The 25,084-nt window shown below is 62.5% G+C and carries 28 protein-coding genes and 1 tRNA gene; 15 read left to right on the top strand and 14 right to left on the bottom strand.

The genetic code is table 11. The annotated features are described in order from the left end of the window. Window positions 1-166 precede the first annotated feature (166 nt). Window positions 167-1,666, bottom strand: a complete 1,500-nt coding sequence (locus KJP30_RS01740) for a CoA-acylating methylmalonate-semialdehyde dehydrogenase (protein ID WP_218447250.1) — start codon at window positions 1,664-1,666, stop codon at window positions 167-169. Between the two features lie 96 nt (window positions 1,667-1,762). On the opposite strand from KJP30_RS01740, the gene KJP30_RS01745 reads away from it, so the two are divergent. From KJP30_RS01745 to coaD, 3 genes are all read left to right on the top strand, one after another. After that, entirely contained in the window at window positions 1,763-2,683 is a 921-nt protein-coding gene (locus tag KJP30_RS01745) for a LysR family transcriptional regulator (RefSeq protein ID WP_218447251.1), read from the top strand. Between the two features lie 105 nt (window positions 2,684-2,788). Further along, window positions 2,789-3,226 carry a CBS domain-containing protein gene (locus tag KJP30_RS01750; protein ID WP_218447252.1) on the top strand — a complete coding sequence of 146 codons (438 nt, stop codon included), beginning with the start codon at window positions 2,789-2,791 and terminating at the stop codon, window positions 3,224-3,226. An 88-nt stretch (window positions 3,227-3,314) separates the two neighbouring features. Further along, window positions 3,315-3,809 (top strand): pantetheine-phosphate adenylyltransferase, encoded by a 495-nt coding sequence (gene coaD / locus KJP30_RS01755; RefSeq protein ID WP_218447253.1) that lies wholly within the window; start codon window positions 3,315-3,317, stop codon window positions 3,807-3,809. Window positions 3,810-3,845: 36 nt separating this feature from the next. Here the strand turns inward: coaD and KJP30_RS01760 are convergent, their stop codons facing one another. The 9 genes from KJP30_RS01760 to KJP30_RS01800 form a co-directional block, all read right to left on the bottom strand. Next, complete coding sequence (locus KJP30_RS01760) at window positions 3,846-4,205, bottom strand: hypothetical protein (RefSeq protein ID WP_218447255.1); 360 nt, start codon at window positions 4,203-4,205, stop codon at window positions 3,846-3,848. A 128-nt stretch (window positions 4,206-4,333) separates the two neighbouring features. Further along, a complete protein-coding gene (locus tag KJP30_RS01765) occupies window positions 4,334-4,492 on the bottom strand; it encodes a DUF1127 domain-containing protein (RefSeq protein ID WP_218447256.1) in 159 nt (52 codons plus the stop codon). 177 nt (window positions 4,493-4,669) lie between these two features. Then, on the bottom strand, window positions 4,670-5,671 hold the full coding sequence (gap, locus tag KJP30_RS01770) for a type I glyceraldehyde-3-phosphate dehydrogenase (RefSeq protein ID WP_218447257.1): 1,002 nt from the start codon (window positions 5,669-5,671) through the stop codon (window positions 4,670-4,672). A gap of 133 nt (window positions 5,672-5,804) precedes the next feature. Continuing rightward, window positions 5,805-5,948 (bottom strand): hypothetical protein, encoded by a 144-nt coding sequence (locus tag KJP30_RS01775; RefSeq protein ID WP_218447259.1) that lies wholly within the window; start codon window positions 5,946-5,948, stop codon window positions 5,805-5,807. Between the two features lie 58 nt (window positions 5,949-6,006). Then, entirely contained in the window at window positions 6,007-6,498 is a 492-nt protein-coding gene (locus KJP30_RS01780) for a helix-turn-helix transcriptional regulator (protein WP_218447260.1), read from the bottom strand. Beyond that, a complete protein-coding gene (locus KJP30_RS01785; RefSeq protein ID WP_218447261.1) occupies window positions 6,495-7,034 on the bottom strand; it encodes a cytochrome b/b6 domain-containing protein in 540 nt (179 codons plus the stop codon). Before KJP30_RS01785 ends, KJP30_RS01780 begins: the two co-directional genes overlap by 4 nt. A gap of 61 nt (window positions 7,035-7,095) precedes the next feature. Further along, window positions 7,096-7,356: a PepSY domain-containing protein gene (locus KJP30_RS01790; protein WP_218447263.1), complete on the bottom strand. Its 261-nt coding sequence runs from the start codon at window positions 7,354-7,356 to the stop codon at window positions 7,096-7,098. Window positions 7,357-7,531: 175 nt separating this feature from the next. Further along, window positions 7,532-7,990 carry a disulfide bond formation protein B gene (locus tag KJP30_RS01795; RefSeq protein ID WP_218447264.1) on the bottom strand — a complete coding sequence of 153 codons (459 nt, stop codon included), beginning with the start codon at window positions 7,988-7,990 and terminating at the stop codon, window positions 7,532-7,534. 87 nt (window positions 7,991-8,077) lie between these two features. Then, window positions 8,078-8,692 carry an exopolysaccharide biosynthesis protein gene (locus KJP30_RS01800; RefSeq protein ID WP_218447265.1) on the bottom strand — a complete coding sequence of 205 codons (615 nt, stop codon included), beginning with the start codon at window positions 8,690-8,692 and terminating at the stop codon, window positions 8,078-8,080. A 179-nt stretch (window positions 8,693-8,871) separates the two neighbouring features. Here KJP30_RS01800 and KJP30_RS01805 point away from each other — a divergent pair. After that, window positions 8,872-8,955, top strand: a tRNA-Leu gene (locus tag KJP30_RS01805). A 126-nt stretch (window positions 8,956-9,081) separates the two neighbouring features. Here the strand turns inward: KJP30_RS01805 and KJP30_RS01810 are convergent. Then, a complete protein-coding gene (locus KJP30_RS01810; RefSeq protein ID WP_246594324.1) occupies window positions 9,082-9,513 on the bottom strand; it encodes a cupin domain-containing protein in 432 nt (143 codons plus the stop codon). 123 nt (window positions 9,514-9,636) lie between these two features. Between KJP30_RS01810 and KJP30_RS01815 the strand changes: the two genes are divergently transcribed. The 7 genes from KJP30_RS01815 (at window position 9,637) to KJP30_RS01845 (ending at window position 15,426) form a co-directional block, all read left to right on the top strand. Beyond that, entirely contained in the window at window positions 9,637-10,569 is a 933-nt protein-coding gene (locus KJP30_RS01815) for a LysR family transcriptional regulator (RefSeq protein ID WP_218447267.1), read from the top strand. A 279-nt stretch (window positions 10,570-10,848) separates the two neighbouring features. After that, complete coding sequence (locus KJP30_RS01820; protein WP_218447268.1) at window positions 10,849-11,682, top strand: transporter substrate-binding domain-containing protein; 834 nt, start codon at window positions 10,849-10,851, stop codon at window positions 11,680-11,682. A 101-nt stretch (window positions 11,683-11,783) separates the two neighbouring features. After that, a complete protein-coding gene (locus KJP30_RS01825) occupies window positions 11,784-12,539 on the top strand; it encodes an amino acid ABC transporter permease (protein ID WP_218447269.1) in 756 nt (251 codons plus the stop codon). Window position 12,540: 1 nt separating this feature from the next. Continuing rightward, window positions 12,541-13,431 carry an amino acid ABC transporter permease gene (locus tag KJP30_RS01830; protein ID WP_218447271.1) on the top strand — a complete coding sequence of 297 codons (891 nt, stop codon included), beginning with the start codon at window positions 12,541-12,543 and terminating at the stop codon, window positions 13,429-13,431. A 13-nt stretch (window positions 13,432-13,444) separates the two neighbouring features. Next, window positions 13,445-14,191, top strand: coding sequence for an amino acid ABC transporter ATP-binding protein (locus KJP30_RS01835; protein WP_246594325.1), 747 nt, complete (start codon window positions 13,445-13,447; stop codon window positions 14,189-14,191). A 174-nt stretch (window positions 14,192-14,365) separates the two neighbouring features. Beyond that, window positions 14,366-14,812: a MarR family winged helix-turn-helix transcriptional regulator gene (locus tag KJP30_RS01840; RefSeq protein WP_218447272.1), complete on the top strand. Its 447-nt coding sequence runs from the start codon at window positions 14,366-14,368 to the stop codon at window positions 14,810-14,812. Next, complete coding sequence (locus tag KJP30_RS01845; protein WP_218447273.1) at window positions 14,809-15,426, top strand: cysteine hydrolase family protein; 618 nt, start codon at window positions 14,809-14,811, stop codon at window positions 15,424-15,426. The genes KJP30_RS01840 and KJP30_RS01845 overlap by 4 nt, the downstream gene beginning before the upstream one ends. Here KJP30_RS01845 and KJP30_RS01850 read toward each other — a convergent pair. After that, entirely contained in the window at window positions 15,423-16,313 is an 891-nt protein-coding gene (locus KJP30_RS01850; RefSeq protein ID WP_218447274.1) for a LysR family transcriptional regulator, read from the bottom strand. The genes KJP30_RS01845 and KJP30_RS01850 overlap by 4 nt on opposite strands. 99 nt (window positions 16,314-16,412) lie before the next feature. Here KJP30_RS01850 and KJP30_RS01855 point away from each other — a divergent pair, with 99 nt between their 5' ends. Further along, entirely contained in the window at window positions 16,413-17,972 is a 1,560-nt protein-coding gene (locus KJP30_RS01855) for a proton-conducting transporter transmembrane domain-containing protein (RefSeq protein ID WP_218447275.1), read from the top strand. After that, window positions 17,969-20,335, top strand: coding sequence for a YbcC family protein (locus KJP30_RS01860; RefSeq protein WP_218447276.1), 2,367 nt, complete (start codon window positions 17,969-17,971; stop codon window positions 20,333-20,335). The genes KJP30_RS01855 and KJP30_RS01860 overlap by 4 nt, the downstream gene beginning before the upstream one ends. Window positions 20,336-20,405: 70 nt before the next feature. Here KJP30_RS01860 and dmdD read toward each other — a convergent pair whose 3' ends face one another. Continuing rightward, window positions 20,406-21,209, bottom strand: a complete 804-nt coding sequence (dmdD, locus tag KJP30_RS01865; RefSeq protein ID WP_218447277.1) for a crotonase/enoyl-CoA hydratase family protein — start codon at window positions 21,207-21,209, stop codon at window positions 20,406-20,408. A 34-nt stretch (window positions 21,210-21,243) separates the two neighbouring features. Next, entirely contained in the window at window positions 21,244-23,019 is a 1,776-nt protein-coding gene (locus KJP30_RS01870; protein ID WP_218447278.1) for an acyl-CoA dehydrogenase family protein, read from the bottom strand. 117 nt (window positions 23,020-23,136) lie between these two features. On the opposite strand from KJP30_RS01870, the gene KJP30_RS01875 reads away from it, so the two are divergent. Continuing rightward, the gene (locus KJP30_RS01875) at window positions 23,137-24,186 is read left to right on the top strand and encodes a helix-turn-helix domain-containing protein (RefSeq protein WP_218447279.1); all 1,050 of its coding nucleotides are present in this window, start codon (window positions 23,137-23,139) and stop codon (window positions 24,184-24,186) included. 131 nt (window positions 24,187-24,317) lie between these two features. Further along, on the top strand, window positions 24,318-25,052 hold the full coding sequence (locus tag KJP30_RS01880) for a TetR/AcrR family transcriptional regulator (RefSeq protein ID WP_218447280.1): 735 nt from the start codon (window positions 24,318-24,320) through the stop codon (window positions 25,050-25,052). The last annotated feature ends 32 nt before the right edge of the window (window positions 25,053-25,084 follow it).

A 25,084-nucleotide genomic window follows, 5' to 3' on the forward strand; every position in this document is an offset into this window, starting at 1 on the left:
GGCAACAATTGTCGCCGGATACCCGAGTGACAATTGACCTTGGGAATAAAGTTGCATTGGTCACACGCATTAACACAAAGATATGCATCAAAGACACATTTTGTCAAAGGTAGCGCCAATGGAAAAGGCGCGCCAATTAATGGCGCGCCTCTTTTTTTCAAATGGATCAGTCCATTGCCTTGAAGTTGAACTCGCCACCTTCCTTGATGCCCGAGAACCAGCGCGCCGTGACGGTCTTGGTCTTGGTGTAAAAGCGGAAGGCGTCGGGGCCATATTGGTTCAGGTCGCCGAAGGCCGATTTCTTCCAGCCGCCGAAGGTGTGGTAGGACAGCGGCACCGGAATCGGGAAGTTGATGCCGACCATGCCGACATTGACCCGGTGGGCAAAATCACGCGCGGTATCGCCGTCGGCGGTGTAGATCGCGGTGCCGTTGCCATAGGGGTTGTCGATGACAAGGTTCAGCGCGTCTTCGTAGGTGTCCGCGCGGACCTGGCTCAGGACCGGGCCAAAGATCTCTTCCTTGTAGATGTCCATCTCGGGGGTGACGTTGTCGAACAGCGACGGACCGACAAAGAAGCCGTTTTCGTAACCCTGCATTTCAAAGCCGCGGCCATCGATCACAAGGTTGGCGCCCTGGTTCACGCCGCTGTCGATCAAGCCTTCGATGCGCGACTTGGAGGCGGCGGTGATGACCGGGCCATAGTCCACGTCTTCGCCGGCGGTGTAGGGGCCGACCTTCAGCTTTTCGATGCGCGGCACGAGGCGCTCGATAAGGCCGTCGGCGGTTTCCTTGCCGACCGGCACCGCGACGGAAATCGCCATGCAGCGTTCGCCTGCCGCGCCGTAACCGGCACCGACCAGCGCGTCGGCGGCCTTGTCGAGGTCGGCGTCCGGCATGATGATCATGTGGTTCTTGGCGCCGCCAAAGCACTGGGCGCGCTTGCCGTTGTTCGCGGCGCGGCCATAGATGTACTGGGCGATCGGGGTCGAACCGACAAAACCGACACCGGCGATGTCCTCGTTGTCGAGGATGGCGTCGACCACTTCCTTGTCACCGTTGACGACTTGCAGCACGCCATCGGGCAGGCCGGCCTCTTGCAGCAGTTCAGCAAGGCGCAGCGCGGTCGAGGGCACGCGCTCGGAGGGTTTCAGGATCATGGCGTTGCCGCAGGCCAGCGCCGGGGCCATCTTCCACAGCGGGATCATGGCGGGGAAGTTGAAGGGCGTGATGCCCGCAACCACGCCCAGCGGCTGGCGCATGGAATAAAGGTCGATGCCCGGGCCGCCGTCATCGGTAAATTCGCCTTTCAGCAGCGAAGGCGCGCCCATGCAGACCTCGACGACCTCAAGGCCGCGCTGCACGTCGCCGCGCGCGTCGGGCAGGGTTTTGCCGTGCTCGCGGCTGACCAGCTCGGCCAGTTCGTCCATATGCTCGTTGATGAGCGCGCCGAACTTCATCATGACGCGGGCGCGGCGCTGCGGGTTGGTGGCCCCCCATGCCTTTTGCGCCTCGGCTGCCTTGGCGACGGCGTCGTTCAGTTCTTGGACGGTCGACAGCGGGGTCTTGGCCTGAACCTCGCCGGTGGCGGGGTTGTAGACATCAGCAAAACGGCCGGAGCCGCTTTTGACGTGCTGGCCGTTGATCCAGTTGGTGAGTTCGGTCATGTGACTCCTCCTTTGCGGTTGCGCGGACCTTATCCTTGCAAAAATGTTGCGAAAAGACAGAATGCGGCAAAAGCGTTTTGCACAAATGCAAAGGGGATGCAGTTGGACAATTGGGATGACCTGCGGATTTTCCTTGCCGTGGCGCGCGACGAAAGCCTGTCGGCGGCGGGGCGCCGGTTGCGCATGGATGCGGCCACGGTGGGGCGGCGGGTGGCCCGGCTGGAGGAGTCGCTGGGCGCGCCGCTTTTCGCCAAATCACCGCAGGGTTATGCGCTGACAGAGGCCGGCACGCGGCTGGTGCGCTTCGCCGAAGAGGCCGAACAGGCAGCCAGCCAGGCCTCGGAGGCGCTGGTGGGCCGGACCGAGGGGTTGTCTGGCCAGATCCGCATCGGCGCGCCCGATGGTTGCGCAAATTTCCTGTTGCCGCAGGTCTGTGCCCGTATCGCCAGCGAGAACCCCGACCTAGAGGTGCAAATCGTCGCCTTGCCGCGTGTGGTGAACCTGTCGCGGCGCGAGGCCGATATGGCCATTGCTGTTTCTCCACCCTCCGCGGGGCGGTTGCTGGTGCAAAAGATCACCGACTATCGCCTGCATCTTGCTGCCAGCGCCGGATATCTGGCTGAACACGCCCCCGTATCCAGCGTCGAAGATCTGCGCGGGCACCGGATTGTGGGCTATATCCCCGACATGATCTTTGACAAGGAACTGGACTATCTTGGCGACCTCGGGCTTGAACGGGTGCCACTGGCGTCAAACTCGGTCGCGGTTCAGTTTCATTGGCTGCGGCAGGGGGCTGGGCTGGGTGTGGTCCATGACTTTGCCATGCCTCTGGCCCCGGGGATGCGCTTTGTGTTGCGGGACGCAATCTCGCTGGTCCGCAGCTTTTACCTTGTTCGCCACGCAGATGACCGCCGCCTTGAACGGCAGACCCGATTTGCCGAGGCGCTGGTGGCCGGTATGCGCGACGAACTTGTACGGCTGGAAGCCATGGCGCTGAAGGGGCAGGCGATTTCCTGAGCAGACCCGGCTATCCCGCGATCCGCCAAGACTTTCTGGTACTTGACAGGGTGCATGGGGCCGCGTCACGCTGACGCATAAGGTATCGTCGATGGAGGTATAACGATGCAGGTCCACCAGATCCTGAAGAGCAAAGGCACCGATGGCGTGTTCACTGTCAAGCCCGGCACCAAGGTGGCCGATGCTGCACGGATACTGGCCGAAAAGCGCATCGGTACCGTGGTGGTGTCGCCCGATGGCAAGAAGGCTGTGGGCATCCTGTCGGAACGCGACATCGTGCGCGAACTGGCGGTGCATGGCGGTGCCTGCCTTGACGCTTCTGTCGAAACCTACATGACACCGGATCTTGTGACCTGCACGCGGGAAGATCCGGCAGAGGGGATCCTTGCCAAGATGACCGAAGGAAGGTTCCGCCATATGCCCGTGATCGAGGACGGCCAGTTGGTCGGCCTGGTGACGCTGGGCGACGTGGTCAAGGCACGCATGTCCGAACTCTCGGCCGAGAAGGACGCGCTTGAGGATATGATCTCGAACCCCTGGTAACGGATTTCGTCGCACTCGGCGGTTCCGGGTTGCATTCACCGGCGCAATATTGTTGCGTGCCCTCGGACTTACCATAAGGGAAGCTGCGATGCGCGTCGGTCTTTACCCCGGAACCTTCGATCCCATCACACTTGGTCATATCGACATCATCCGGCGGGGTGCTTCGCTGGTCGATCGGCTTGTGATCGGTGTGGCGATCAACCGTGACAAGGGGCCTTTGTTCTCGCTCGAAGAACGCGTGGCCATGGTCGAGGCCGAATGCCAGGAGATTTCCCGGCAGACCGGCACCGAGATCATAGCCCATCCATTCGAAAACCTGCTGATTGATTGTGCCCATGACGTCGGTGCCCAGATCATCATTCGCGGCCTGCGCGCCGTGGCGGACTTCGAATATGAATTCCAGATGGTCGGTATGAACCGGGCGCTGGACGACAGTGTCGAAACCGTCTTCCTGATGGCCGAGGCCCGTCATCAGGCCATTGCCTCCAAACTGGTCAAGGAAATATCGCGCCTTGGGGGGGACGTGTCCAAATTTGTCCCGGCCGAAGTCAAGGCCGCGCTGGACCAGCGGTTTTCTGACTGAATTGGAAAGGGGGCGCCAAGGCCCCCTTGTCTGTGGTCAGGCCTTGCAGGTGAATTGCAGAACCACATCCTGCGCAGGATAGGTGCGCCGCGTGCGGTAGGGGCCATTGTCGATCACATCGGTGATCATGCGACGGTTCGACCTGTCCGCCTTGGCGATGGAATAGGCGCCATCGCCGCACCTGTTCTTGGCAGCGACTTCGCATGTGCCGTACAGCGGAATTCGTCCGGTGCCGAACAGGCCTTTTTGGCCAGCGGTGCTAAGATCGACGGTACAGCGCGTCTGGTACAGGGCTTTGCCATTCAGCGTGCCGATTGGTTCGCCATCGCCGTAAATCGCTGAAAGGCAGCCAGACAACAAACCAAGTGCTGAAAAGCCAAGAATAATACGTTTCATGGGGTGCTCGTATCGGTTGAAATGACCGACCGAATAAAAACCTCTCGCTTTATCGGCAAGGCCGGAAAAGCGAGGCGCCGTCCCATGTCTCCACGGGCGGCGCCTTTCCGCAACACTGTGCCGGTGTCTCAGCCGTAGACGGCCTGGCGGGCAATGCGGCGGATGTCCGAGGGGGCGATGTCCAGATCGCGGGCCACGGCGGCGTCGAGGCTTTCCAGCTCACGGACGGTTGCTCGGTACTGTGCGCGTTTTTTCATATTGGTGCGGATTTCGCTGAAGACGCTCATTGGTCTACTCCTTGTTCGTGTTTCCGTTATCGCAAACATAGCAATGCTGCGGCGCAGAACAATTGACAGAACCGGAAAGGCGCTTTGCGTTTCTTGCAGGTCTGGGAAGGCGACCATGGTGTGTGCGCAACGAAAAAGGCCGCCCGAAGGCGGCCTTTCTTGCGGTCTGGATCCGGTTCAGATCAGCTTGCCGATGGCGACAGCGGTGTCGGACATCCGGTTCGAAAAACCCCATTCGTTGTCGTACCACGTCAGGATGCGGCACATGGTGCCGTCCATCACGCGGGTCTGATCCATGTGAAAGATCGAGGACTGCGGGTCGTGGTTGAAATCCATCGAAACCAGTTTGCGATCCGTATAGCCAAGGATGCCTTTCAGCGGGCCATCGGCGGCAGTGCGGATGGCATCGTTGATTTCTTCGATGGTGGTGGCGCGCGGTGCTTCAAAGGTCAGATCGACCACCGAGACATTGGGCGTGGGCACGCGGATTGCGACGCCGTCCAGCTTGCCAGCCAGTTCCGGCAGCACAAGACCGACGGCCTTGGCCGCACCGGTCGAGGTGGGGATCATCGACATGGCCGCCGCGCGGGCGCGGTACAGATCCTTGTGCAGCGTGTCCAGCGTCGGCTGGTCGCCGGTGTAGCTGTGAACCGTGGTCATGAAGCCGCGGGTGATGCCGATGGTGTCGTTCAGCACCTTGGCCACCGGCGCAAGGCAGTTGGTGGTGCACGAGGCGTTCGACACGATCAGGTCTTCGCTGGTCAGCGAGTCGTCGTTGACGCCGAAAACGATGGTTTTGTCCGCATCCTTGCCCGGGGCCGAGATCAGAACCCGTTTGGCGCCGTTGTCCAGATGCGCCTGGCAGGCTTCCTTCGACGCGAAAATGCCGGTGCATTCCATTACGACATCCACGTCCGACCAGGGCAGGTCGGCGGGGTTGCGAATGGCGGTCACGCGGATCGGGCCGCGGCCTGCATCAATGCTGTCGTCGGTATGCGTGACCGCAACCGGGAAACGGCCGTGCACGCTGTCGAATTGCAGCAGATGCGCGTTGGTTTCCACCGGACCGAGGTCATTGATGGCAATCACCTCGATATCGGTGCGGCCGGATTCGATGATGGCACGCAGGACGTTGCGGCCGATGCGGCCAAAGCCATTGATGGCGACTTTTACGGTCATGGGATGGGTCCCCTTTGTGACTTACGGGCGGGTGCGGAATAGAGCCGGGCAAGGCCCGAGGATGCCGTTAACGCTAACAATCATCGCGGCGCGGAAAAGTCAACCGCCGTGGCGTCAGCCCGGACGGGCAGTGTCAGCGCCAGAAGGCCAGCCAATCCAGCAAGACAAAGAGTTTGCGGCCCAGAAACAGCAGGTTGGCCCCCTCGGCAAGGGTCAGATCGGCTGCGATCAACCCGATGATGACGAGGGCGATCATGATGGCAAGCCTGTTGGTCATGGGCGTTTTGTCTCTGCTCGAAGCTGTGCCACCCTCATGCCAGAGCGCGGGGGCGCTGTCACGAGGGTGCGGCGTTCATCAGTTCCTCGATGAAGAAAGCGAGAAAGGCACCGCGCCCGGTGACGCCGGCCTTGCGATAGATCGCCCCCAGATGCGTCTTGACCGTGCCTTCGGCATTTCCGCGCAACCGGGCGATTTCCGGGATCGCCAGCCCCTTGAGCGTCAGCATGGCCACGTCCTGTTCCGCGGGGGTGAGGCTCCATTTTCCGAAATGCTGGGTCACCACGTCGTGAAAGGCCCCGGCGGCAAGGCTCAGCTGCTGTTCCAGATGGGCCTCGCGCCGCAGCATGGATTTGAGCGTGCGCACCTCAAAGGCAACGGCGGCGATCAATACGATGGCGGCAATGGTTTCCACGATGAAATGCCAATGCGTGACCGGCGGCCAGCCCAGTTCGATTCCGTCCGAAAGCACATCGAACAGAAAGAAGGCTGCGCAGAGAGACTGCGCAGCGATCAGGGCAATCAGGGGCAGGGGGGCCTTGTCCGTCATGGCTCCAGTCGTACCGTGTCCGGCACGGTTTTGACACCCGTTACCATGGCACGGGCCAGATTGATCCCGGTCCTGCGGCTTTCCCAGAGAACGGCGGCCACATGGACCACGACAGAGATCTCGGCCCAAGTGACCAGCGCCTCGTGCAGGGATTCGACCCAATCGACGCCCCAGAACAGGGAGGTCGTCATCATGTATCCGCTGGCCGAGATCCCGATCAACACGGCGATCAGGTTAAAGATCATCAGGGCGCCCAAGGGCGAATGCCCCAAATGCGCAGATTTACGGCCCGTGGCCATGTCCATAAGCTGTCTTCGCAAGGTGCGCCGCCGAGGGGCAAAGCTGTGGAACCGTGCCGTCTTTGGGCCGATCAGGCCCCAGATCAGGCGCAGCACAACCAGCGTCCCGACAGCGTAGCCGATCCAGATATGCAGCGCGCTTTCGGGGTCAGTCAGCAAGGTATTCAAAAGGAACAGCCCCGCCGTGCTCCAGTGAAAGACGCGTAAGAACCGGTCCCATACGTGATGTTCCGTCATCACCAATCTCCTGTGATGTGCACCCGGCTCTGCCCGTGACAGGCAAAGCCGGGCCGACCGGTCAGTCGTCGTTTTCGCTGTCGGTGATGTTCAACTCGGCGTCGAGCGTCAGTTCAAGGTGCTGGCCGTCTTTCAGGGCATAGACCTCGATCTCGCCGTCTTCGGCTTCGATCTTGCGCACTTCGTAACCCTGTTGGGTCAACAGCTGAGTGATCTCGGCCTTGCGGTCGGCATCCGGCGTGACGTCAGTTTCATCGGAGGAGGCGAAAAGCGGCAGGGCGATCAGCCCGGCGAGCGCGGCGGCAACAAGGGTACGTGTCATGGTTGGTCTCCTGTCTGGCGCCCCACGGAATTGCGGGGCGTGACAGGCAGATGGGCGGTGTCGCGCCCGACGGACATCGGCCCAAAGCCGTGGATCAGGCACACTGCGACTTTGGTTTAGGTCTGAAATCGCGGGATTTTCGGGCGCCCTGGATCGGGCACGCCGAAATCGGGGATCAACGTGCGCGGATCGCCAGAACGAAGAGACCGGCAATCGCAGCTGAGGCAAAGACGTTGTAATTCGCCATGGACAGGCCGAACATCTGCCACGGGATCTGGTCGCAGGGCACCATGGGCGCGTTCATGATCGCTTCCATCGCTTCTTCGGGCGACAAGCCTTCCAGCGCGGGGGCGCTACAGCTTTTCAGCCCGTCCCACCACTGGCGTTCGACACCGCTGTGAAAGATCCCGATGACCGAACTGGACAGAGCCGCCAGAGCGCCGAGTCCCAGCAGGATACGGTTTGGCACGAACAGTGCGACAACGCCGAAAATCATCGCGCCTACATGGCCATACCGCTGCCAATAGCACAGCTGGCAGGGCAACAGGCCGCGCACGTACTGGAAATAAAGTGCGCCCAGCAAAAGCCCGGCAGATCCAAGAATGCCAAGAAGGGTCAGCAGTCGGCGGTTCATGACAACCTCAAGCGTTGTTTCGTCATTCACAGGTGCCGCAGGCCAAAAGGCGACGCAAGCCCAAAGACCCCGATGCCAGCGTTGTGATCAAAGCCCCAGCCAGGTCTTGATCAGGCTGGCCAGTGTCGCCCCGGCCAGAACAAGCGTCGCGATCCACACGGTGCCCAAGGCGCTGCCGACCAGAACCAGAATTCCGTCGCGCTGAAGCAGGCCCATGGCCACCAGGACCACGGCAAATCCGGGGACGGTGTTGGTGCCGGGCAGCGGCACGAGGATGGAGGCGCTGAACAGGACCAGGGCGATTCCGATGATCCGGTCCAGCGGCGGGCGCGTCAGGGCACCCAGCCTCGGGCGGCTGACTGCCTCGATCCGGCGCAGCCAGGGGCTGGCGCGCCGCGACAGCGATTCCAGTCCGCTGACAGAAACGGTCCGCTCTCCGAGCTTGCCGGGCAGCCAGGGAACCTGCCGTCCCAGCAGGATCTGGAAGGACACGAACATCAGCGGCAGCGCCACGACCTGCGGGATGCCATAGAGAAAGGGAATGCAGCAGGGCAGGGCAAGGATCAGCAGGAACAGGCCAAAGGCCCGTTCGTGCAGTTGTCCTAACACCCAGGTGAGCGTCACGTTTTCGCCTTCGGCATCCGAGGCCAGTGCCGCAAGCCGGTCCGAGATTGCCGCATCCGTTTGGTTCAGAGGGGTCATCCAGCACTCTCCTTGAGTTTCAGACCGAGCTGTTTTCCCGCTAACAGGTCACGTTGCGGTAGGCCAGCGTCCGACCGTCGCACCTGGCAAGGCCGCAGGAAAAATCGTCTCTGAATGGCAAAAACGCAGCGCCAACTCCGCTTGCCCCCGTTCGCGGCCCTGTGTATAGGAACCTTCGGGCCCAAGTGGCGGAATGGTAGACGCAGGGGATTCAAAATCCCCCGCCTTCGGGCGTGCCGGTTCGAGTCCGGCCTTGGGTACCAAAGACTTGCGGATGCGCTGGCCCGGCGCATCATGGCGGTCAGACAGCTGGAGGCGCAGCGGCGCGTTCCGTTCACCGTCTGAATTCGAGGACCATGATGGCCGCATGATGACCGGTAGCTGAGGATTTAGTCCAGCGGCGGGCCTGTAAAGGTCAGATGATGCCGTCTGCCTGCTTCGACGATGGCGGGCATGTCCTCGGTGATTGCGAATTGCCCTGCCGCCATCTCTGCGAAGAAACGTTCAAAGCCTCCGGGCGTCAGAATGACGAGATGGCGCGAGGGTGCCTCCCCGATGACTTTGAATGTGTGTTCGCTGCCCCGCGGGACAAAGGCGCTTTGCCCCGCGTGCAGGACGGTTTCCACCCCTTCCAGCCAAAGCCGGCACGCACCGGTGAGGATCACAAAGGTTTCGTCCTCATTGTGGTGAATGTGGCGTGGCGGGCCGCTGTCGACCGGCGAGAGACTGTCCACGATGGACATGGTGCCTCCGCTGTCTTCGGAACTGAGGATCGTCTTGTAATAGACACCGTGCCAATGGATCGCGGCGTCATCTGTCATCAGGTCTTTCATCGTTTCATGTCCTTGTCTTGGCGTGAAACGAAAGCGCTTTCGTTGACCTGATCCTAGGACACGTGCAGCATATCCATCAAACCGGTAAATCTTATACGGGCTATCGATGCTGTGAATTTCCTGACCTTCGATTTGAACCTGCTCAAGGTTCTTGACGCCTTGTTTCGCGAAGGGTCGACCACGCGGGCGGGCGATCGTCTGGGCTTGTCGCAATCGGCGGTGTCCTCGGCGCTGACCCGGTTGCGCCACGCCCTTGGCGATCCGTTGTTCGTGCGACAGGGAAACCGCCTTGTCGCCACCGAATTCGCCGAAGGATTGCGGCACAGCCTGCCGCAGGAACTGGAACGCCTAGAGGCGCTGCTGTCGCCGCCGGGCGCGTTTGACCCGTCGACCGCTCAAGGCGGTTTCAAGATTTCGGCAACGGATTTCATGGCCGAGATGCTGATGCCCCGGCTTGGGGCCTTGTTGAATGCCAAGGCGCCGGGGCTGACGGCCCAGCTGGTTGATCTGGTGCCATATGACTATCTTGACAGCCTTGAACGCTATGACGCGGATCTGGCCTTGATCCCCGACAGGGACCTGCCTGCCTGGATCAGTCGGGAACCCTTGTTCCGGTCTTCTTTCGTCGTGGTCGCCCGGGCCGGAAATCCCGGCATCCAAGGGCTGACGCCCGGTGAGGTGATGCCTTTCGAAAGGTTTTGCGCCCTGCACCACGTGATCTTTTCGCCCGAAGGCAATCTGAGCGCCATGGGCGACGCTGCCTTGGCCAAGGTTGGACGCAGTCGAACGGTGGCCATGACGGTGCCCGTCTTTTCCGGGGTGTGCCGGGTTGTCAGCGGCAGCGACCTGATTGCCCTTTTGCCGGTGCAACTGGCCCGCACCGTCGAAGCCGCCTATGGGCTGCAACTGTTTCAGCCGCCAATGCGGATAGATCCCGCGCTGATCGTCGGGATATGGCACAAACGGGCGGATCGTTCTCCGATGGCAGCCTGGATGCGGGACCAGATTTTCGATCTTCTCAGGCCGCTGGATAGCATGGCCTGACCGGGTTCCATGAGCCGCTGGAAGGACGCAACCGCTGGATCCGCGGTGCATGGGTGTTGACATTGCATCATTCGGGCTTCCTCATAGAGCCCGGCATTGATGCCCAAGTTTCAGGCTTCGCACCGTCGATCAGCCCAAAACAGCGACAGAAAGCCTTGTCCGCTACGTTTCGCGGTGATGTTGTCGTCTTTTGGCTGGCTGGTCCCGGTACGGATGATCTGCTTGGAGCACAGGCCGAAACGAGGCCCCGCAGAGGGCCGTTCAACAGTGGAGAACGTTATGAAACATGTATTGACGGCAACGACCGCCATCGCCCTGACCCTGTCCAGCGTGGCACCTGCTTTTGCGAAATGCTCGAACGACACCTGGAACAAGGTGATGGAGCGGGGCACGCTGGTTGTAGGAGTGAAAGCCGACTACAAGCCTTGGGGCTTTCGCGATACCGACGGCAATATCGTCGGAATGGAAATCGACATGGCGCAAGACGTCGCTGACAAGATGGGCGTCAACCTTGAACTGGTGGCCGTGCAGTCTTCGAACCGGATGCAGTTTCTGGAGCAGGGCAAGATCGACCTGATGATCGCCACCATGTCCGACCGGCAGGACCGCCGTGACCTCGTCGGGATTGTCGGCCCGAACTATTACACTTCCGGCACCAACATGCTGGCCCCCAAGGCGCTTGGGCTGACCGATTGGGAGGAACTGAAAGGCAAGCCGGTCTGTGGTAAGCAGGGCGCCTTCTACAACCAGATCGTCGAAGAGCGTTACGGCGCGCAGATCGTGGCCTTTACCGGCAACGCAGAGGCAAAACAGGCCCTGCGCGACAAGAAGTGCATCGGCTGGGTCTATGACGACTCCTCCATCATGGCGGATCTGGCGTCGGGTCAGTGGGACGATTTCGAAATGCCGATGCCGACCGAGGATGACAACCCATGGGCGCTGGCCGTGCCGAAAGCCGAGGAAAACTGTGTCTTCGGTCGCTTCATGTCCGGCATGCAGTACCAGTGGCACCAGGACGGCACCCTGATCGAGCTGGAAGAAAAGTGGGGCATTCAGCCCACCAGCTATCTGGCCAAGCAATCCGACCGGTTCAGCGACTGGCTTGCTGAATAAACCCGTCCGACGGGACCCAAGGACGAAATCCAAAGGTGTCGGCCCCCGTGGCCGGCACCCGATGGGGTCGTCTGCGTGACTAACGCCAACCGGGGGCGCGCATGCTGGACATGTTCACGGAGTTCTTCCGCCAACTGGCCGAAGACCATCCGCGGTGGAACTTCATCTTCTTCTATGAAGAGCGACAATGGGACAAGGTCGTCAGCGGGCTGTGGCTGACGGTAAAGCTGTCCGTGGCCTGTGTGATCTTTTCGGTCATCATCGGCATCGTCGGGGCCGCCATGCAAGGGGCCAACAGCCGCTGGGTGCGGGGCATCGTGAATGGCTACATCCAGTTCTTCCGCAACACGCCGCCTTTTGTGCAGTTGTTGTTCTTTTACTTCGCGCTTGGCCGGTTCACCCCCACCTACAGCCCGGACGGCTGGCTGGAAGTGCCGATCATCACCAACGTCGGCTGGGCGATCATTTCGCTGTCCTTCTTTGCCGGGGCCTTCAACGTCGAGATCTTTCGCGCCGGGGTCGAGGCTGTACCGAAATCCACGCAGGAGGCGGCTGAGGCCTTGGGGTACAAGCGGCTTCAGATCTATCGCTACATCGTCTTGCCGCTGGCCCTGCGCGTGTCGATCCCGGCGCTGAACAACAACCTCGTGAATCTGGTCAAGACCACCACGCAGGCCTTTGTTATCGCGGTGCCGGAACTCTTGTACCAGTCGATCACCATATGGAACGATTTTCCCTCGGCGCAGAACCCGATGATGCTGGTGCTGTTTTTCAGCTATCTTGGGTTGGTCGGGATCCTCGTCATGGGCATGAACAAATGGGAACGTTCGATGCGCATCCCCGGATACGGAGGCTGACATGAGCATTCCCGGTCTCACCGCCCCCGCAACCACCGACATGCCGGTGATGCATTCCTTCAAGGCGCGCTACCGTGCGCCCTCTCAGATCGGGTTTTCCCAATGGATGGCCTCGATCCCGCTTTGGGCCATTCTGGGTGTCTGCCTGATGCTGGCGCTTTGGCCGGTCATGGCTTTGGCCCAGACCGCAACAGAGGATCTTGACCAAGGGCCGATCGCATCGCTGCTGCGCTGGATCCCTTTCATCGTCTTGCAGGGGTTCGTCTTTACGCTGATCATCAGTTTCCTGACCATGGCGCTTGGGACGGTGCTGGGCGTCTTTCTTGGGCTTGGGCAACTGTCCCCCCTGCGTCCGGTGGCATGGCTGTCGATGGTCATCACGCAGATCTTCCGCAACTCGCCCTGGCTGGTGCTGTTGTTCATCGTGATGCTGTCCTTCCCGTTCGAGATCGTCATCGCGGGCGTCATCATTCCGGTGCCCGACTGGTTGAAGGCGGTGATCGGGCTGGCGCTGCCGGTTATGGCCAATATCTCGGAAATCGTGCGAGGGGCGGTGAATTCTGTGCCCACGGCACAGTGGGAAGCCTCGGAAAGCCTTGCCTTCACCCGCCGCCAGACCCTGTTCCAGATCATCCTGCCGCAATGCATCAAGCGCATGATCCCGCCGTGGATGAACTGGTACGCGATCCTGACCATGGCCACGCCCATCGTGTCGATCCTTGGCGTCGAAGAGGTGCTGAACCTGACCCGTCAGGCCATCGAGGCCGAAAACAACCGCCCGGAATTGCTGGTGCCGTTCTACGGCTTCGTGCTGGCGATCTTTTTTGTCTATTGCTACCCGATCGCGCGCTGGACCGTCCGTCTGGAACGTCGCTTCGCGGTCAATCTCTAACGGAGGCGCCAAGATGGCCTGGACCCCGGACCAACCGATCGTATCGCTCAAGGACGTTCACAAGAGCTTTGGCGACCTGCAAGTTCTCAAGGGCGTCAGCCTTGAGGTGATGAAAGGAGAGGTGATCTGCATCATCGGCCCGTCTGGGTCGGGCAAGTCGACGCTGATCCGCTGTATCAATGCGCTGAACGACATTCAGCAAGGGTCGATCACCGTCGAAGGCCAAGAGGTGCATGATCCCAAACTGGACAAGCTGGAGCTGCGCAAGAAGGTCGGCATGGTCTTTCAGCAGTACAACCTGTTCCCGCACAAGACCGCGCTGGAAAACGTCATGATGGCGCCGATCAAGGTGTTGGGCGAAGACAAGTCCGAGGTCGAAACCCGCGCCCGCGCGCTGATCAAGAAGGTCCGGCTGGAAGGCAAGGAAAACAGCTATCCCGGCGAATTGTCCGGCGGACAGCAACAGCGGGTCGCGATTGCGCGGTCGCTGGCCATGCGGCCCGACGTGATGCTCTTTGACGAGGTGACGGCGGCGCTGGACCCGGAAACGGTGAAAGAAGTGCTGGTGACGATCAAGGATCTCGCCGCCGAGGGCATGACCTGTATCCTTGTCACCCACGAGATGGGCTTTGCCCGCGAAGTGGCCGACCACATCTATTTCACCGACAAAGGCGTCATTGTTGAACACGGCCCCCCGGCCACGTTCTTCGACAGCGCGTCGGATCCAAGGACCAAGGAATTCCTCAGCCAGATCCTGTAGGCGGACACTCTGCTGCAAGGCTGACCGTGCGGACCGCTGCTTTGTCCTGCAAAGCGCAGGCACGGCTGCGGTGGTGGGCCAGCCCATGTGTGTTGACTTGAGCAACAGCGGTCATGGTTTGTCTGTGCGGATAATTGTCATTGCCAATGTCAACTTGACATCTATAATGGCATTATGAAAGCGAAGAACCTTTATGAAATCGTCTGGACGTCGCGGCCTTTGATGCAGGCTGCGGAGGCGTCGGTAGAGCAGGGACTGGTTGGCACCGGTCTGACCGTACGTATGCGTGCCGTGTTGGAGGTGCTCAGTGCCCATGGCGACCTGACCGTGCCGGATATTGCGGCTTGGCTGGAGATCAAACGGCAGTACGTTCAGCTGATGGTGAATGAGACACTGGCGTCGGGGTTCACCGAACAACACCCGAACCCGCGGCACAAAAGATCGCCTTTGTTGCGTCTTACTGACAGCGGTCGGTACGTGATCGCCAGCGCTATGTCCAAAGAATTGGAGTTGATGGAACAGATTGGTGCCGACCTCGCGGAGGAAGAAATTGCAACCGCTCTGAGGATCGTGCGTGCGGTGACAGCGAAGCTCAAGGCGCAAAACGGAGATGTTCAATGATCCTAGGCTATTTACTTGCGAGCTCGGCGCTTGGCGTCGTGGGATGGCTTGGCAATGGGATCCGGCGGATCGGTGCGATCAGCCAGGGCAAACCCATTGGTCAACGGGCCGGCACGGCCCTGCTTATGATTGACCTTCAATCTGTCTTCTGGGAGCAGGGTCCCTATACAGAGTCCGTAAAATCCGAGGCGCAGACAGCAATTCTGGACGAGGTTCGTGCCGCACGGGAAAACGGCTGGCCGATCGTGGCGATCCGACAGGAATGGTCCATTCCATCGACACGGTTTCTGGCGCGGATGACGATGAAGGGGCAGGCGGTCGAGGGAACCCAGGGCACTGAACTTGCGCAACCTTTCCGTGGTTTCGCGGACCATGAGCTGGTCAAGCCGGTTCAGGACAGCTTTGCCACAGGGGAACTGGATGTTCTGTTGGCTGGGCTAGGTGTCGGGCGGTTGCGGATCGTCGGGCTGGATTTCAACTACTGCGTTCAGAAAACTGCCCTTGCCGCCCGCAATCGGGGGTTCGAGGTGCATGTCGTCCGGCGCGGGACGCTGGCGGCGGCACCGACAGGGCGGGCAGAGGACCGGATGGCGGCGCAGCAGATCACGGTCTAGGGTCCGGCGCTTTCCGTGCCGCGATCTGCCAGCGGCGCGATCAGCCTGTCCACAATCGGATGCGGAAAGCTGCGCACTGCGGTCACCGCGTAAAAGCTTTCGACAATTTCAAGCGGGAAGGGCGCGCTGGCCAGCAGGCCCTGCGCCAGTTCGTCGGCGACGACAACGGCGGGCGTAATCGCCAGACCGACGTCGTTGCGTGCCAGCAAACGCACCATGGCCATGTCATCGACGGTTGCCGCGATCCGGGGCGTGATGCCCAGCCGCGCGACGAGGCTGTCAAACCCCGTACGGATCGAACTTTCAGTGGGCAGGATCACAGGTTCCGAAGACAGAAGATCCGCAAGCGAGGCATGGGTCAGCCGTCGCGCCGTTCCGTGAAGCGCAACAGGCTGTTCGGCGATCCGGTGCGCCACGAGGTCGGGAAAGCTGTCGCGCGAGGGCGGATCAGTCAGCAGGACCACGTCCAGCGCAAGGTCTTCGAGCGCGCGCAGCAACGTCTGGCTGTTGCCGGAGGACAGCACCAGTTCGATGCTCTCGGCCAGTGCGGGCTGCACGAATCTCAGCTGAAAATTCCGTGACAGGGTCGACAGCGCGCCGACCCTCAGCGGCGCCTTGGCCGCGCCGGTCCCGGTCAGCGTTGCGATCAGATCGTCGCCCACGTCAAAGATCCGGTCGGCATGGTCCAGAGCGATCCGTCCGGCCTCTGTCAGGGTCATGGCGCGCCCGGCGCGGGAAAACAGCGCATGGCCAAGCCTTTCTTCCAAAAGGCGGATTTGGGTCGAAAGCGCGGATTGCGACAGGTTCAACCGCGATGCTGCACGGGTGAGGTTCCCTTCGCGGGCGACCTCTTGGAAATAGCGCAGGTGATGATAGTTCAGTCGCATATCGTTCTATTAAAGCGAATGAATGCATCCATACAATATATTTTTATTCAAACATCGAAGCCTCTAGATCAGCGCGAGATTTGGATTTGGAGGTCTACGATGAGTTACCTGCTCTTGCTTGCACCGCTTGTGCTGGCCGCGGCGGCGGTCGCGATGTTTCTTGCCCCGCCGGATCGGGGCGGGTGGCGATTGCGTCTGCCCGAGCTTTCCGCGCTTGCAGCCCTTGCGATTGGTGCGCTGGCCGCATTGGATCTTGCCGTGTCAGGGGCGACCACCAGCGGATTGATCGGCTTTGCCTCGATCGGCGTGTCTACCCGGATCGACATCGTCAGTGTGGCGATGATCCTGACCGTGGCTTTTGTCGGCTGGATCGTCTTGCGCTTTTCGCGCGTGGCGCTGGACGGGGATGTGCGGCAGGCCGCCTTCATGGGCTGGATGGCGGCAACGGTCGCCTGCGTGCTGTTGCTGGTCAGCGCGGGCAATATCGTGCAGCTGGCGCTGGGATGGGTGGCCACGGGCGTTACCCTGCATCGCCTGCTGTTGCACTACCCGGATCGGCCACGGGCGCGGCGGGCCGCGCGCAAAAAGGCGCTCACCGGGATCATTGCCAGCGCGGCGCTGTTGATCGCGGCAGGGATCCTTGTGGTGGGCTTTGGCACCTCGGATATCGCCGCGATCAACGCCGCGGCGGGCGCGGGCGAAGGCACGGGCCTGCTTTGGCTGGCGGCGCTGCTGTTGGCGGTGGCGGCCGTGTTCAAATCGGCACTGGTGCCAACGCATGGCTGGCTGACCGAGGTTCTGGAGGCACCAACACCTGTGTCGGCCCTGCTGCACGCGGGTGTCGTCAACGCCGGAGGCTTTTTGCTGATCCGCTTTGCGGATGTGCTGATCGCGGCGCCGGGTGTGCTGGCGATGCTGGCGCTGATCGGCGGGTTCAGCGCACTGTTGGGTGCCGCCGTGGCGCTGACCCAACCGGCGGTCAAGACCTCGCTGGCGTGGTCCACCACGGCGCAGATGGGCTTTATGGTGCTGCAATGCGGGCTGGCCCTGTTCCCGCTGGCGCTGCTGCATATCGTGGCGCATTCGCTGTACAAATCGCACGCTTTCCTTGCCTCCGGCGGGGCGGTCAAGGAGGTTGCCTTTATCCGGCGGCCGGGTCCGGTGGCGGTGCCAAACCTTGGCGCCGTGGTTCGGGCTTTTGGTCTGGCGCTGGCGCTCTACGTCGGGGTCGGCCTGTTGTTCGGCATCCTGTCCAAGCCACCGCAGACCGTGGCGCTTGGTGCGATCCTGATCTTTGGCGTTGTCTACCTTATTGCACAGGGGCTGGCCGATCTTGCGCCGCGGGCCCTGACCTTGCGGACGGTCGGGCTCTCTGTGGCGGCGACGGTGGCCTATTTCGCGCTGCAACAGGGGGCGACGCTGCTGTCGGCGGGCACCTTGCCGCCGCCGCCCGCGCCTGACGGGCTGATCTGGGCGACGATCGTGCTGGCGCTGGTCAGCTTTGCGGTCGCTGCCGTGGCACAGGCAACCTTTCCGCTCTGGGCCGGGCATCCGGCGGCGGCTGGTCTGCGGGTTCACCTGATGAACGGTCTTTATCTCAACGCGGTCTTCGAGCGGCTTGGCGGCCGCTGGACCCCCAAGTCCGGAGCGATCCAATGAAAGCGCAGATGACCTGGCCCGGCCAGACCCTTGAACTCCTTGCATCGGCTGAGCAGGCGATGCAGCAAATCCCCCCGGCGTTCCCGCTGGAGGCCACGGTCGCGGTCAATCCGTGGCTTGGCCAGATCGGGGAGGACCGCACCAGCGCCGCAGCCCGGATGGCCCGTGTCGGTGCAGGGCGGATGTTCCTGCCGCGTGAAGAGGTGGCCGCGATGATCGACGCGGGCACCGTGACACCAGCGGACCTTCGGGCTGCCGCACTGGCGCATGGGATAGAGCCGCAGGCGCTTGCACGCGCAGCGCGGGATCCCTCTTGCACCGTTGCGCCGCTGCCGACCATTGCCGAGCTTGCCCAACAGGCCGATGGCGTCGACTGGCCCATGCTGGTCGAAGAGCGGATCAGTCATTGGGCCGCGGCCCAGTTCGACCGGGGACAGGCGTTCTGGCCTGCGCCCGCAGTACGGGCATGGGCGTCGTGGCGGATCTATGCCAGCCGTGACCTGACACCGGGCCTTGCCGGGCTCAGCGGCTTTTCCGCCCGGGTCGAAGCCCTTCCGACCGATCCACAGGCCGCCTTTGCCGAGGCTTGCGAAACACTGAGCCTGACGCCCGAAGCCGCTCCGCTGTATCTGCACCGGCTTTTGGTGACGCTGTCGGGTTGGGGGCAATACGCGCGGCACCTTGGCTGGACCTCTCAGCGCGACGGAAGCCGGGACAGCACTCTGTTTGACTTGCTGACCGTGCGATTGGTGTGGGAAGCGGCCCTGCTGGAGGCCGGCGGCCCGTCGCTGGCAGAGGCTTGGGAAACGGCGATGGCGGACTATGCGCCGCCGGTCGCGCCCGATGCCGATGTGGTGCTTGAGGCCGCCTTGCAAGAGGCCGTGGACCGCTCCGGCGAAAGGCGGCTGGCTGAGACTCTGGCGGGCGACGGCGATCCCGCGCCGCAGGGGCGGCCCGCGATTCAGGCGGCCTTTTGCATCGACGTTCGTTCGGAACGCTTTCGCCGGGCGCTGGAAAGCGCCGATCCCCAGATCCGGACCATCGGCTTTGCCGGATTCTTCGGGCTGCCGATCCGGCACCAGGGGCATGCGTCGGATATTGTCGAGGCGCGGGCCCCGGTTCTGCTGAGCCCGGGCATTGAAACTCGCGCCAGAGGCGATGCTGAGGCCGACGTGCATCAGCGTGTACACCTGCGGACCATCCGGGCATGGGGCCGGTTCAAGCGTGCAGCGGTTTCGGCCTTTGCCTTCGTCGAAGCGGCCGGTCCGCTATATGTGGGCAAACTCTTGCGGGACAGCCTTGGCAAAGGTGAAGGTACAGCGCCAGAGCCGATGCCGGAACTGGATCTGGCATTGGACAAGCGGATCGACGCGGCAGAAACCATCCTGCGGGCCATGTCACTGACCGAAGGTTTTGCGCGGCTTGTGCTGGTCTGCGGACATGGCGCGACAGTCACCAACGCGCCGCACGCCAGCGCCCTGCAATGCGGTGCCTGTGGCGGTTTTGCCGGTGACGTCAACGCGCGGCTTTTGGCGGGGCTGTTGAATGACGATGCCATCCGCGCGGGTCTGGCCGACCGGGGGATCCGCATCCCGGCCGACACCGCTTTCGTGGCCGGGTTGCACGACACCGTGTCGGATGAGGTGCGGCTGTTCGAAGCCACCGGGCTGACCCGTCACCGGGCCGATGTCGACCGCCTGACCGCTGCGCTGAAAACGGCGGGAGAACTTGCGCGCACCGAACGGGCGCAGGCGTTGCCTCGGGGTGCCTGTGAAACCCTTGGCCGGCGTGGGCAGGATTGGTCGGAACTGCGTCCCGAATGGGGGTTGGCCGGGTGCAGCGGCTTTGTCGCCGCGCCACGGTCGCGCACCACGGGGCGCGATCTGGACGGTCGGGTCTTTTTGCATGACTACGACTGGCGCAAGGATGACACGGCCGCCACGCTGGAACTGATCCTCAGCGCGCCGGTTGTCGTGGCCAGCTGGATCGCCCTGCAATATCACGGGTCAGCCATCGCGCCCGAAACCTTTGGCGCAGGCAACAAGCTGTTGCACAATGTCGTCGGCGGGATCGGCGTTCTGGAAGGCAGCGGCGGGCCTTTGCGGGCCGGTTTGCCATGGCAATCGGTTCACGACGGTGAGACCGCGCGCCATGTGCCTAGCCGCTTGGTCGTGGCCATCGACGCTCCGGCAGAGATGATCTCGCAGGTGCTGGACCGGCGCCCCGATGTGCGGGCGCTGTTCGACAACGGCTGGCTGACGCTGACGACTCTGGACGGCGGGCAGGGTCTTGGTCTGCGCTATGACAGGGGCACTTGGGTCGCGCGGACGGATCCCGTTGCCGCGGTGTCCGTGGCGGCGTGAGGTTTGCCACCCGTTGAAACGAACCCCCCGCCGGCGGCAACGCTGGCGGGGGGGGGCGGCCTTGTGCCAGTCAGTTGTTGGGACGCACGCGTGCGCCCGTCTTGTTGGCGAAGGCCTCCAGACGCTCGCGGGCGGCGGGTTGGGTGTTGACTACGCCCGCGACGACGGCCTCGGCATAGGCGGCATCCATGGCCGACATGTTGTTGAGGTGGCTGACCGCCGAACAGATGGCGAAATTGGTCAGCGGCAGGTTGGCCGCTGCCCGGTCCGCCAGTTCCACCGCCATGTCAAAGCTGGACCCGTCGGTGATGTATTGCGCCAGACCAAGGTCGACCGCCTCTTGCCCCTGATAGACGCGGCCCATCAGGATCATGTCGATCATGCGTGACTTGCCGATCAGGTCGCTGACGCGGATGGTGGCCCCGCCGCCGGTAAAAATGCCGCGCTGACCTTCGGGGAGGGCGAAATAGGTGCTTTGGTCCATCACCCGCACATGTGCCGCCGAAGCCAGTTCCAGTCCGCCGCCCACGACCGCGCCTTTGAGCGCCGCAATCACCGGGACGCCGCCGTATTCCATCTTGTTGAAGGCCTCGTGCCAGCGCAGGCAGACATGCATGAACTCATCCGGGCTGCGGTCGGCCTTCCAGTGTTCCACAAGATCCAGACCGGCGCAAAAGTGATCGCCGGCGCCGGTCAGAACCACGGCGCGCACCCCGTCCCGGTGGGCCGAACTGAAAAAGCGCACCAGTTCGTCAATCGTGGCCACGTCCAGCGCGTTGCGCTTGGCGGGGCGGTCGAGGGTCAGGATGGCGACGCCGTTGTCGCGCATCTCGATGGCCAGGTTGGTGTAATCGTCGAAACGGGCGTCAGTCATGTCTTTCTCCTTGGATCCTTGGGGCGCGCGCAAATCAGGCCGAGCAAAGCTCTGCGTCCAGCAGGCTGGCGGTCCCATCGGTGATGCGCGCACGGTCAACCGCGCATTGCACGAGGATATTGTGCGCATAATAAGCAGCGGTGGCGCATTTGCGGGTCATGAATTCGGCGGCCTCGCCACGGGCCAGCGCCTCTTTCGCGGCCAGCATGGACCGGCCCAGTTGCCAACCGGCGGCAAGGTTGCCGGTCAGCATCAGAAAGGGCACGCTGCCCGCGTAGGCTGCGTTGGCATCCTGCCCCAGCGTCGCCAGCAGGTGATCGAGACAGGCTTCGAAATCGTCGCGCGCCGCGTCCAGCCGATCGGCCACCGATTGCATCTGCGCGTCTCCGGCGGCAAGCGCGCGGGCCGTTTCAGCGACCATGGCGGCAAAGCGGCGGGCGGTTGCGCCACCGTCACGGCGCACCTTGCGGCCCAGCAGATCGTTGGCCTGAATGGCGGTGGTGCCTTCGTAGATCGGCAGGATGCGGGCGTCGCGGTAATAACGCGCCACGCCGGTTTCTTCGATGAACCCCATTCCGCCGTGGATCTGCACCCCAAGAGAGGCGACGTCCACCGCGCTTTCGGTGCTATATCCCTTGACCAGCGGCACAAGGAATTCAGCCATCTCGTCTGCCTCGCGTGCGAGCGTTGCATCCGGGCAGGTGGCGAGATCCAGCCAACCGGCGGTGGCGATGGTCAAGGCGCGACAGCCTTCGACGGTGGCGCGCATCCGCATCAGGATGCGGACCGTTTCCGGGTGCTGGATGATCGGCACGGCATCGCCCGAACTGCCGTCCACCGGGCGGCTCTGCACACGTTCGCGGGCATAGGCAAAGGCATGCTGTGTGGCGCGGTCCGCCACTGCGACGCCCTGAACACCCACCGCGAAACGGGCCGAGGTCATCATAACGAACATGTATTCCAGCCCGCGGGTTTCCTCTCCCACAAGAAAGCCGGTAGCGTCTTCGTAGGTCAGCATCGCGGTCGGGCTGGCCCGCACGCCCAGTTTGTGTTCGATCCCGCTGCACGTGACCGCGTTGCGCGCGCCGGGCGTGCCATCGGTCCGCGGCAGGAACTTGGGCACCACGAAAAGGCTCAGCCCACGGGCCCCGGCGGGCGCATCGGGGGTGCGGGCCAGAACGAGGTGGATGATGTTTTCGCTCAGGTCGTGTTCACCATAGGTGATGAATATCTTGCTGCCGTTCACCGCATAGGTGCCATCCGCGCGCCGGGTTGCGGTGGTCCGGATGCGGCTGAGATCGCTGCCGGCCTGCGGTTCGGTCAGGTTCATCGTGCCGGTCCAGCGCCCGGTCACGAGGTTTTCAAGGTAAATGGCCTTTTGCTCGGGCGACCCGTTCTTTGCCAGTGCGTCGATGGCGCCATCGGTCAGCAGTGGACACAGGCCAAAGCTCATGTCGGCGGCATTGACGATCTCGGTCGCGGCGGCACCCGCCGCACGGGGCAGGCCCATGCCGCCATGATCGACCGGATGCGCAAGGCTTTGCCAACCGGTTTCGACGAATTTGGCATAGGCTGCATCATAGCCTTGGGGCAGGGTGACACGACCGTTTTCCAAGCGCGCGCCTTGTTCGTCACCGGCCTGGGACAGCGGCGCCACCACGCCGGAACAAAAGCGCCCGAACTGGTCCAGCGCGGCGCGGATATCCTCGGGTTCGATGCCGTCGTACTGCGGCAGCGCGCGGACGCCGGACCAGCGCGACAGGTGCTGGATGTCGAACATGATGTCGTCGATCGGCGCTTGATAGGTCATCCCTGGGTCTCCTCTACCCTGTTTTCAGATGACACCTATCCAGCGTCCGGGTGGCTCTCAACGTCATGAGATGACAATCTACTTTCCAAAAGTGACAAATCGGCCTATCCGTCGCTTATGTCCACGGCATCCGATCCCGTCAGTTTCACCACCGTGTCCCGCCGGTTGATCGACGATTGGCTGGAGGCGCTGGCCGGATGCTGTTCGCCGGCGCAGTTGCAGGACATGCTGCTGCGGTCGGGACTGGAAACGCCGGGCCACCCCGAGGCGCGCGTCACGCTGGAACAGATCGTGCATCTCTATCAGATTGCGGCGGTCGAAAGCGGGGATGAGATGATGGGCCTGTGGAGCCGTCCCATTCGGGCGCGCGCCTTGCAGCATCTTTTGACCACGGTTCTGGCGGCCGAAAGCCTGCCGTCGGCCCTGCATCGGTTTTCCACCTTCTGGAACCTGTTGCTGGATGACTACCAATGCACCCTGCGCCCCGAGGACGGGGTCATCGCGCTGTCCTTGCAGCCGGTCGGGGATCAGCCGGTGCAGCGCTTTGGGCATATGTTGCTGTTGAAACTGGCGCATGGGTTGCTGTCTTGGCTGGCGGGGCACGAGGTGCCGGTGGCGCGCGTCCGGTTTGCCTTTGCCCGGCCAGAGTTTGCCGAAGACTACGCGATGATCTTTCCGGCGCAGGTGGCGTTCGACGCGCCGCTGTCTTCCATCGCCTTTGACACCGCGCCGATGGGGCCACCTTTGGCCCGCAGCAAACCGGAATTGGTCGATTTCGTGAAACGCGCCCCGCGAGACTGGATCTTTACCGGCTACCGCGAACACAGCCAGTCGCTGCGCCTGCGAGAGTTCCTTTACCGGTCGAACTGGCAGGACTGTGGCCTGTCCGATGCGGCCACCGCTTTTCGGATGACGCCGCGCACCTTGATGCGGCGGTTGGATTCCGAAGGCACCGCCTTTCAGACGATCAAGGACGGGTTGCGGCGCGATATCGCGATCCGCGACCTGCAGGAAAACGCCAAAAGCGTCGAGGTGATTTCGCAGGAACTTGGGTTTTCATCGTCAGCAAATTTCTACCGTGCTTTCAAACGGTGGACCGGGGCCTCGCCCGGGGAATACCGCAGACAGGGGCCTGCCCACGCGGTGACGGTGGCACCGCGCCGGTGATCTGCCTCGGGCGGAGCTTTGCCGCCCGTCATGCGTTTCCGTCTGGGCAGGCTTGACTATCAGCCGCGCCCGCCCAGATACCGACTGGCGGTCGGTAAGGGCCGGAAGTCGGGACCAAGACGAGGCAAACGATGCAACAGACGGCGGGCGCTCCGCAGGAAAACGACGGCAAAAGACGTCGCATGTCGCCGGACGCGCGCCGCGAAAGCATCCTTGATGCCGCGCAGGCGGTGTTCCTGCGGATGGGGTGGGATGCGGTGACGGTTGCGGATGTCGTGGCCGAGGCTGGGATTTCGAAGGGCGGCTTCTACCACCATTTTCCCGCCAAGGAGGATCTCTTTGACGGTTTGGTTCATCGCATGATCGGACAGGCCATGGGCGCGGCACAGGCGGGCCAGAACGCCGCCGAAGGCAACGCGCTCAGCCGCTTCAACGCCTTCATCGTCGCGACCAACCAATGGCGGCTGGACCGCGCGCCGGAACTGCAATTCATCACCGATGTCCTGTTGCGTCCCGAAAACGAACTGTTGTTCCACCGCATCAACGCCGCAGCCTGCCGCGAGGCGCTGCCCGTGGTCCGAACGATGATCGAGGAAGGTGTGGCCGAGGGCTGTTTCCACGTCACCGACGCCATGCTGACCGCCGAGATGATCCTGGCCCTTGGCATGGGGCGCCGCGATGTCTCGCAGCGGGCGATTGCCCTGGCGCGGGGCGGCGAACTGGACCGGGCCATCGGCCTGATCAACGACCGCATGATCGCCGAGGGCGAAATGCACGACCGCCTGCTGGGGCTGCCGCCGGGCAGCATCGCGCTGGCGGATACCGAAGAGTTTCGCCTCATGCTGACGCAGATCGCGGCGGCATGACACGGCCATGACAAACACATTCGACAAGAAGG

Source organism: Antarctobacter sediminis (assembly GCF_019218285.1).
Lineage (GTDB): Bacteria > Pseudomonadota > Alphaproteobacteria > Rhodobacterales > Rhodobacteraceae > Antarctobacter > Antarctobacter sediminis.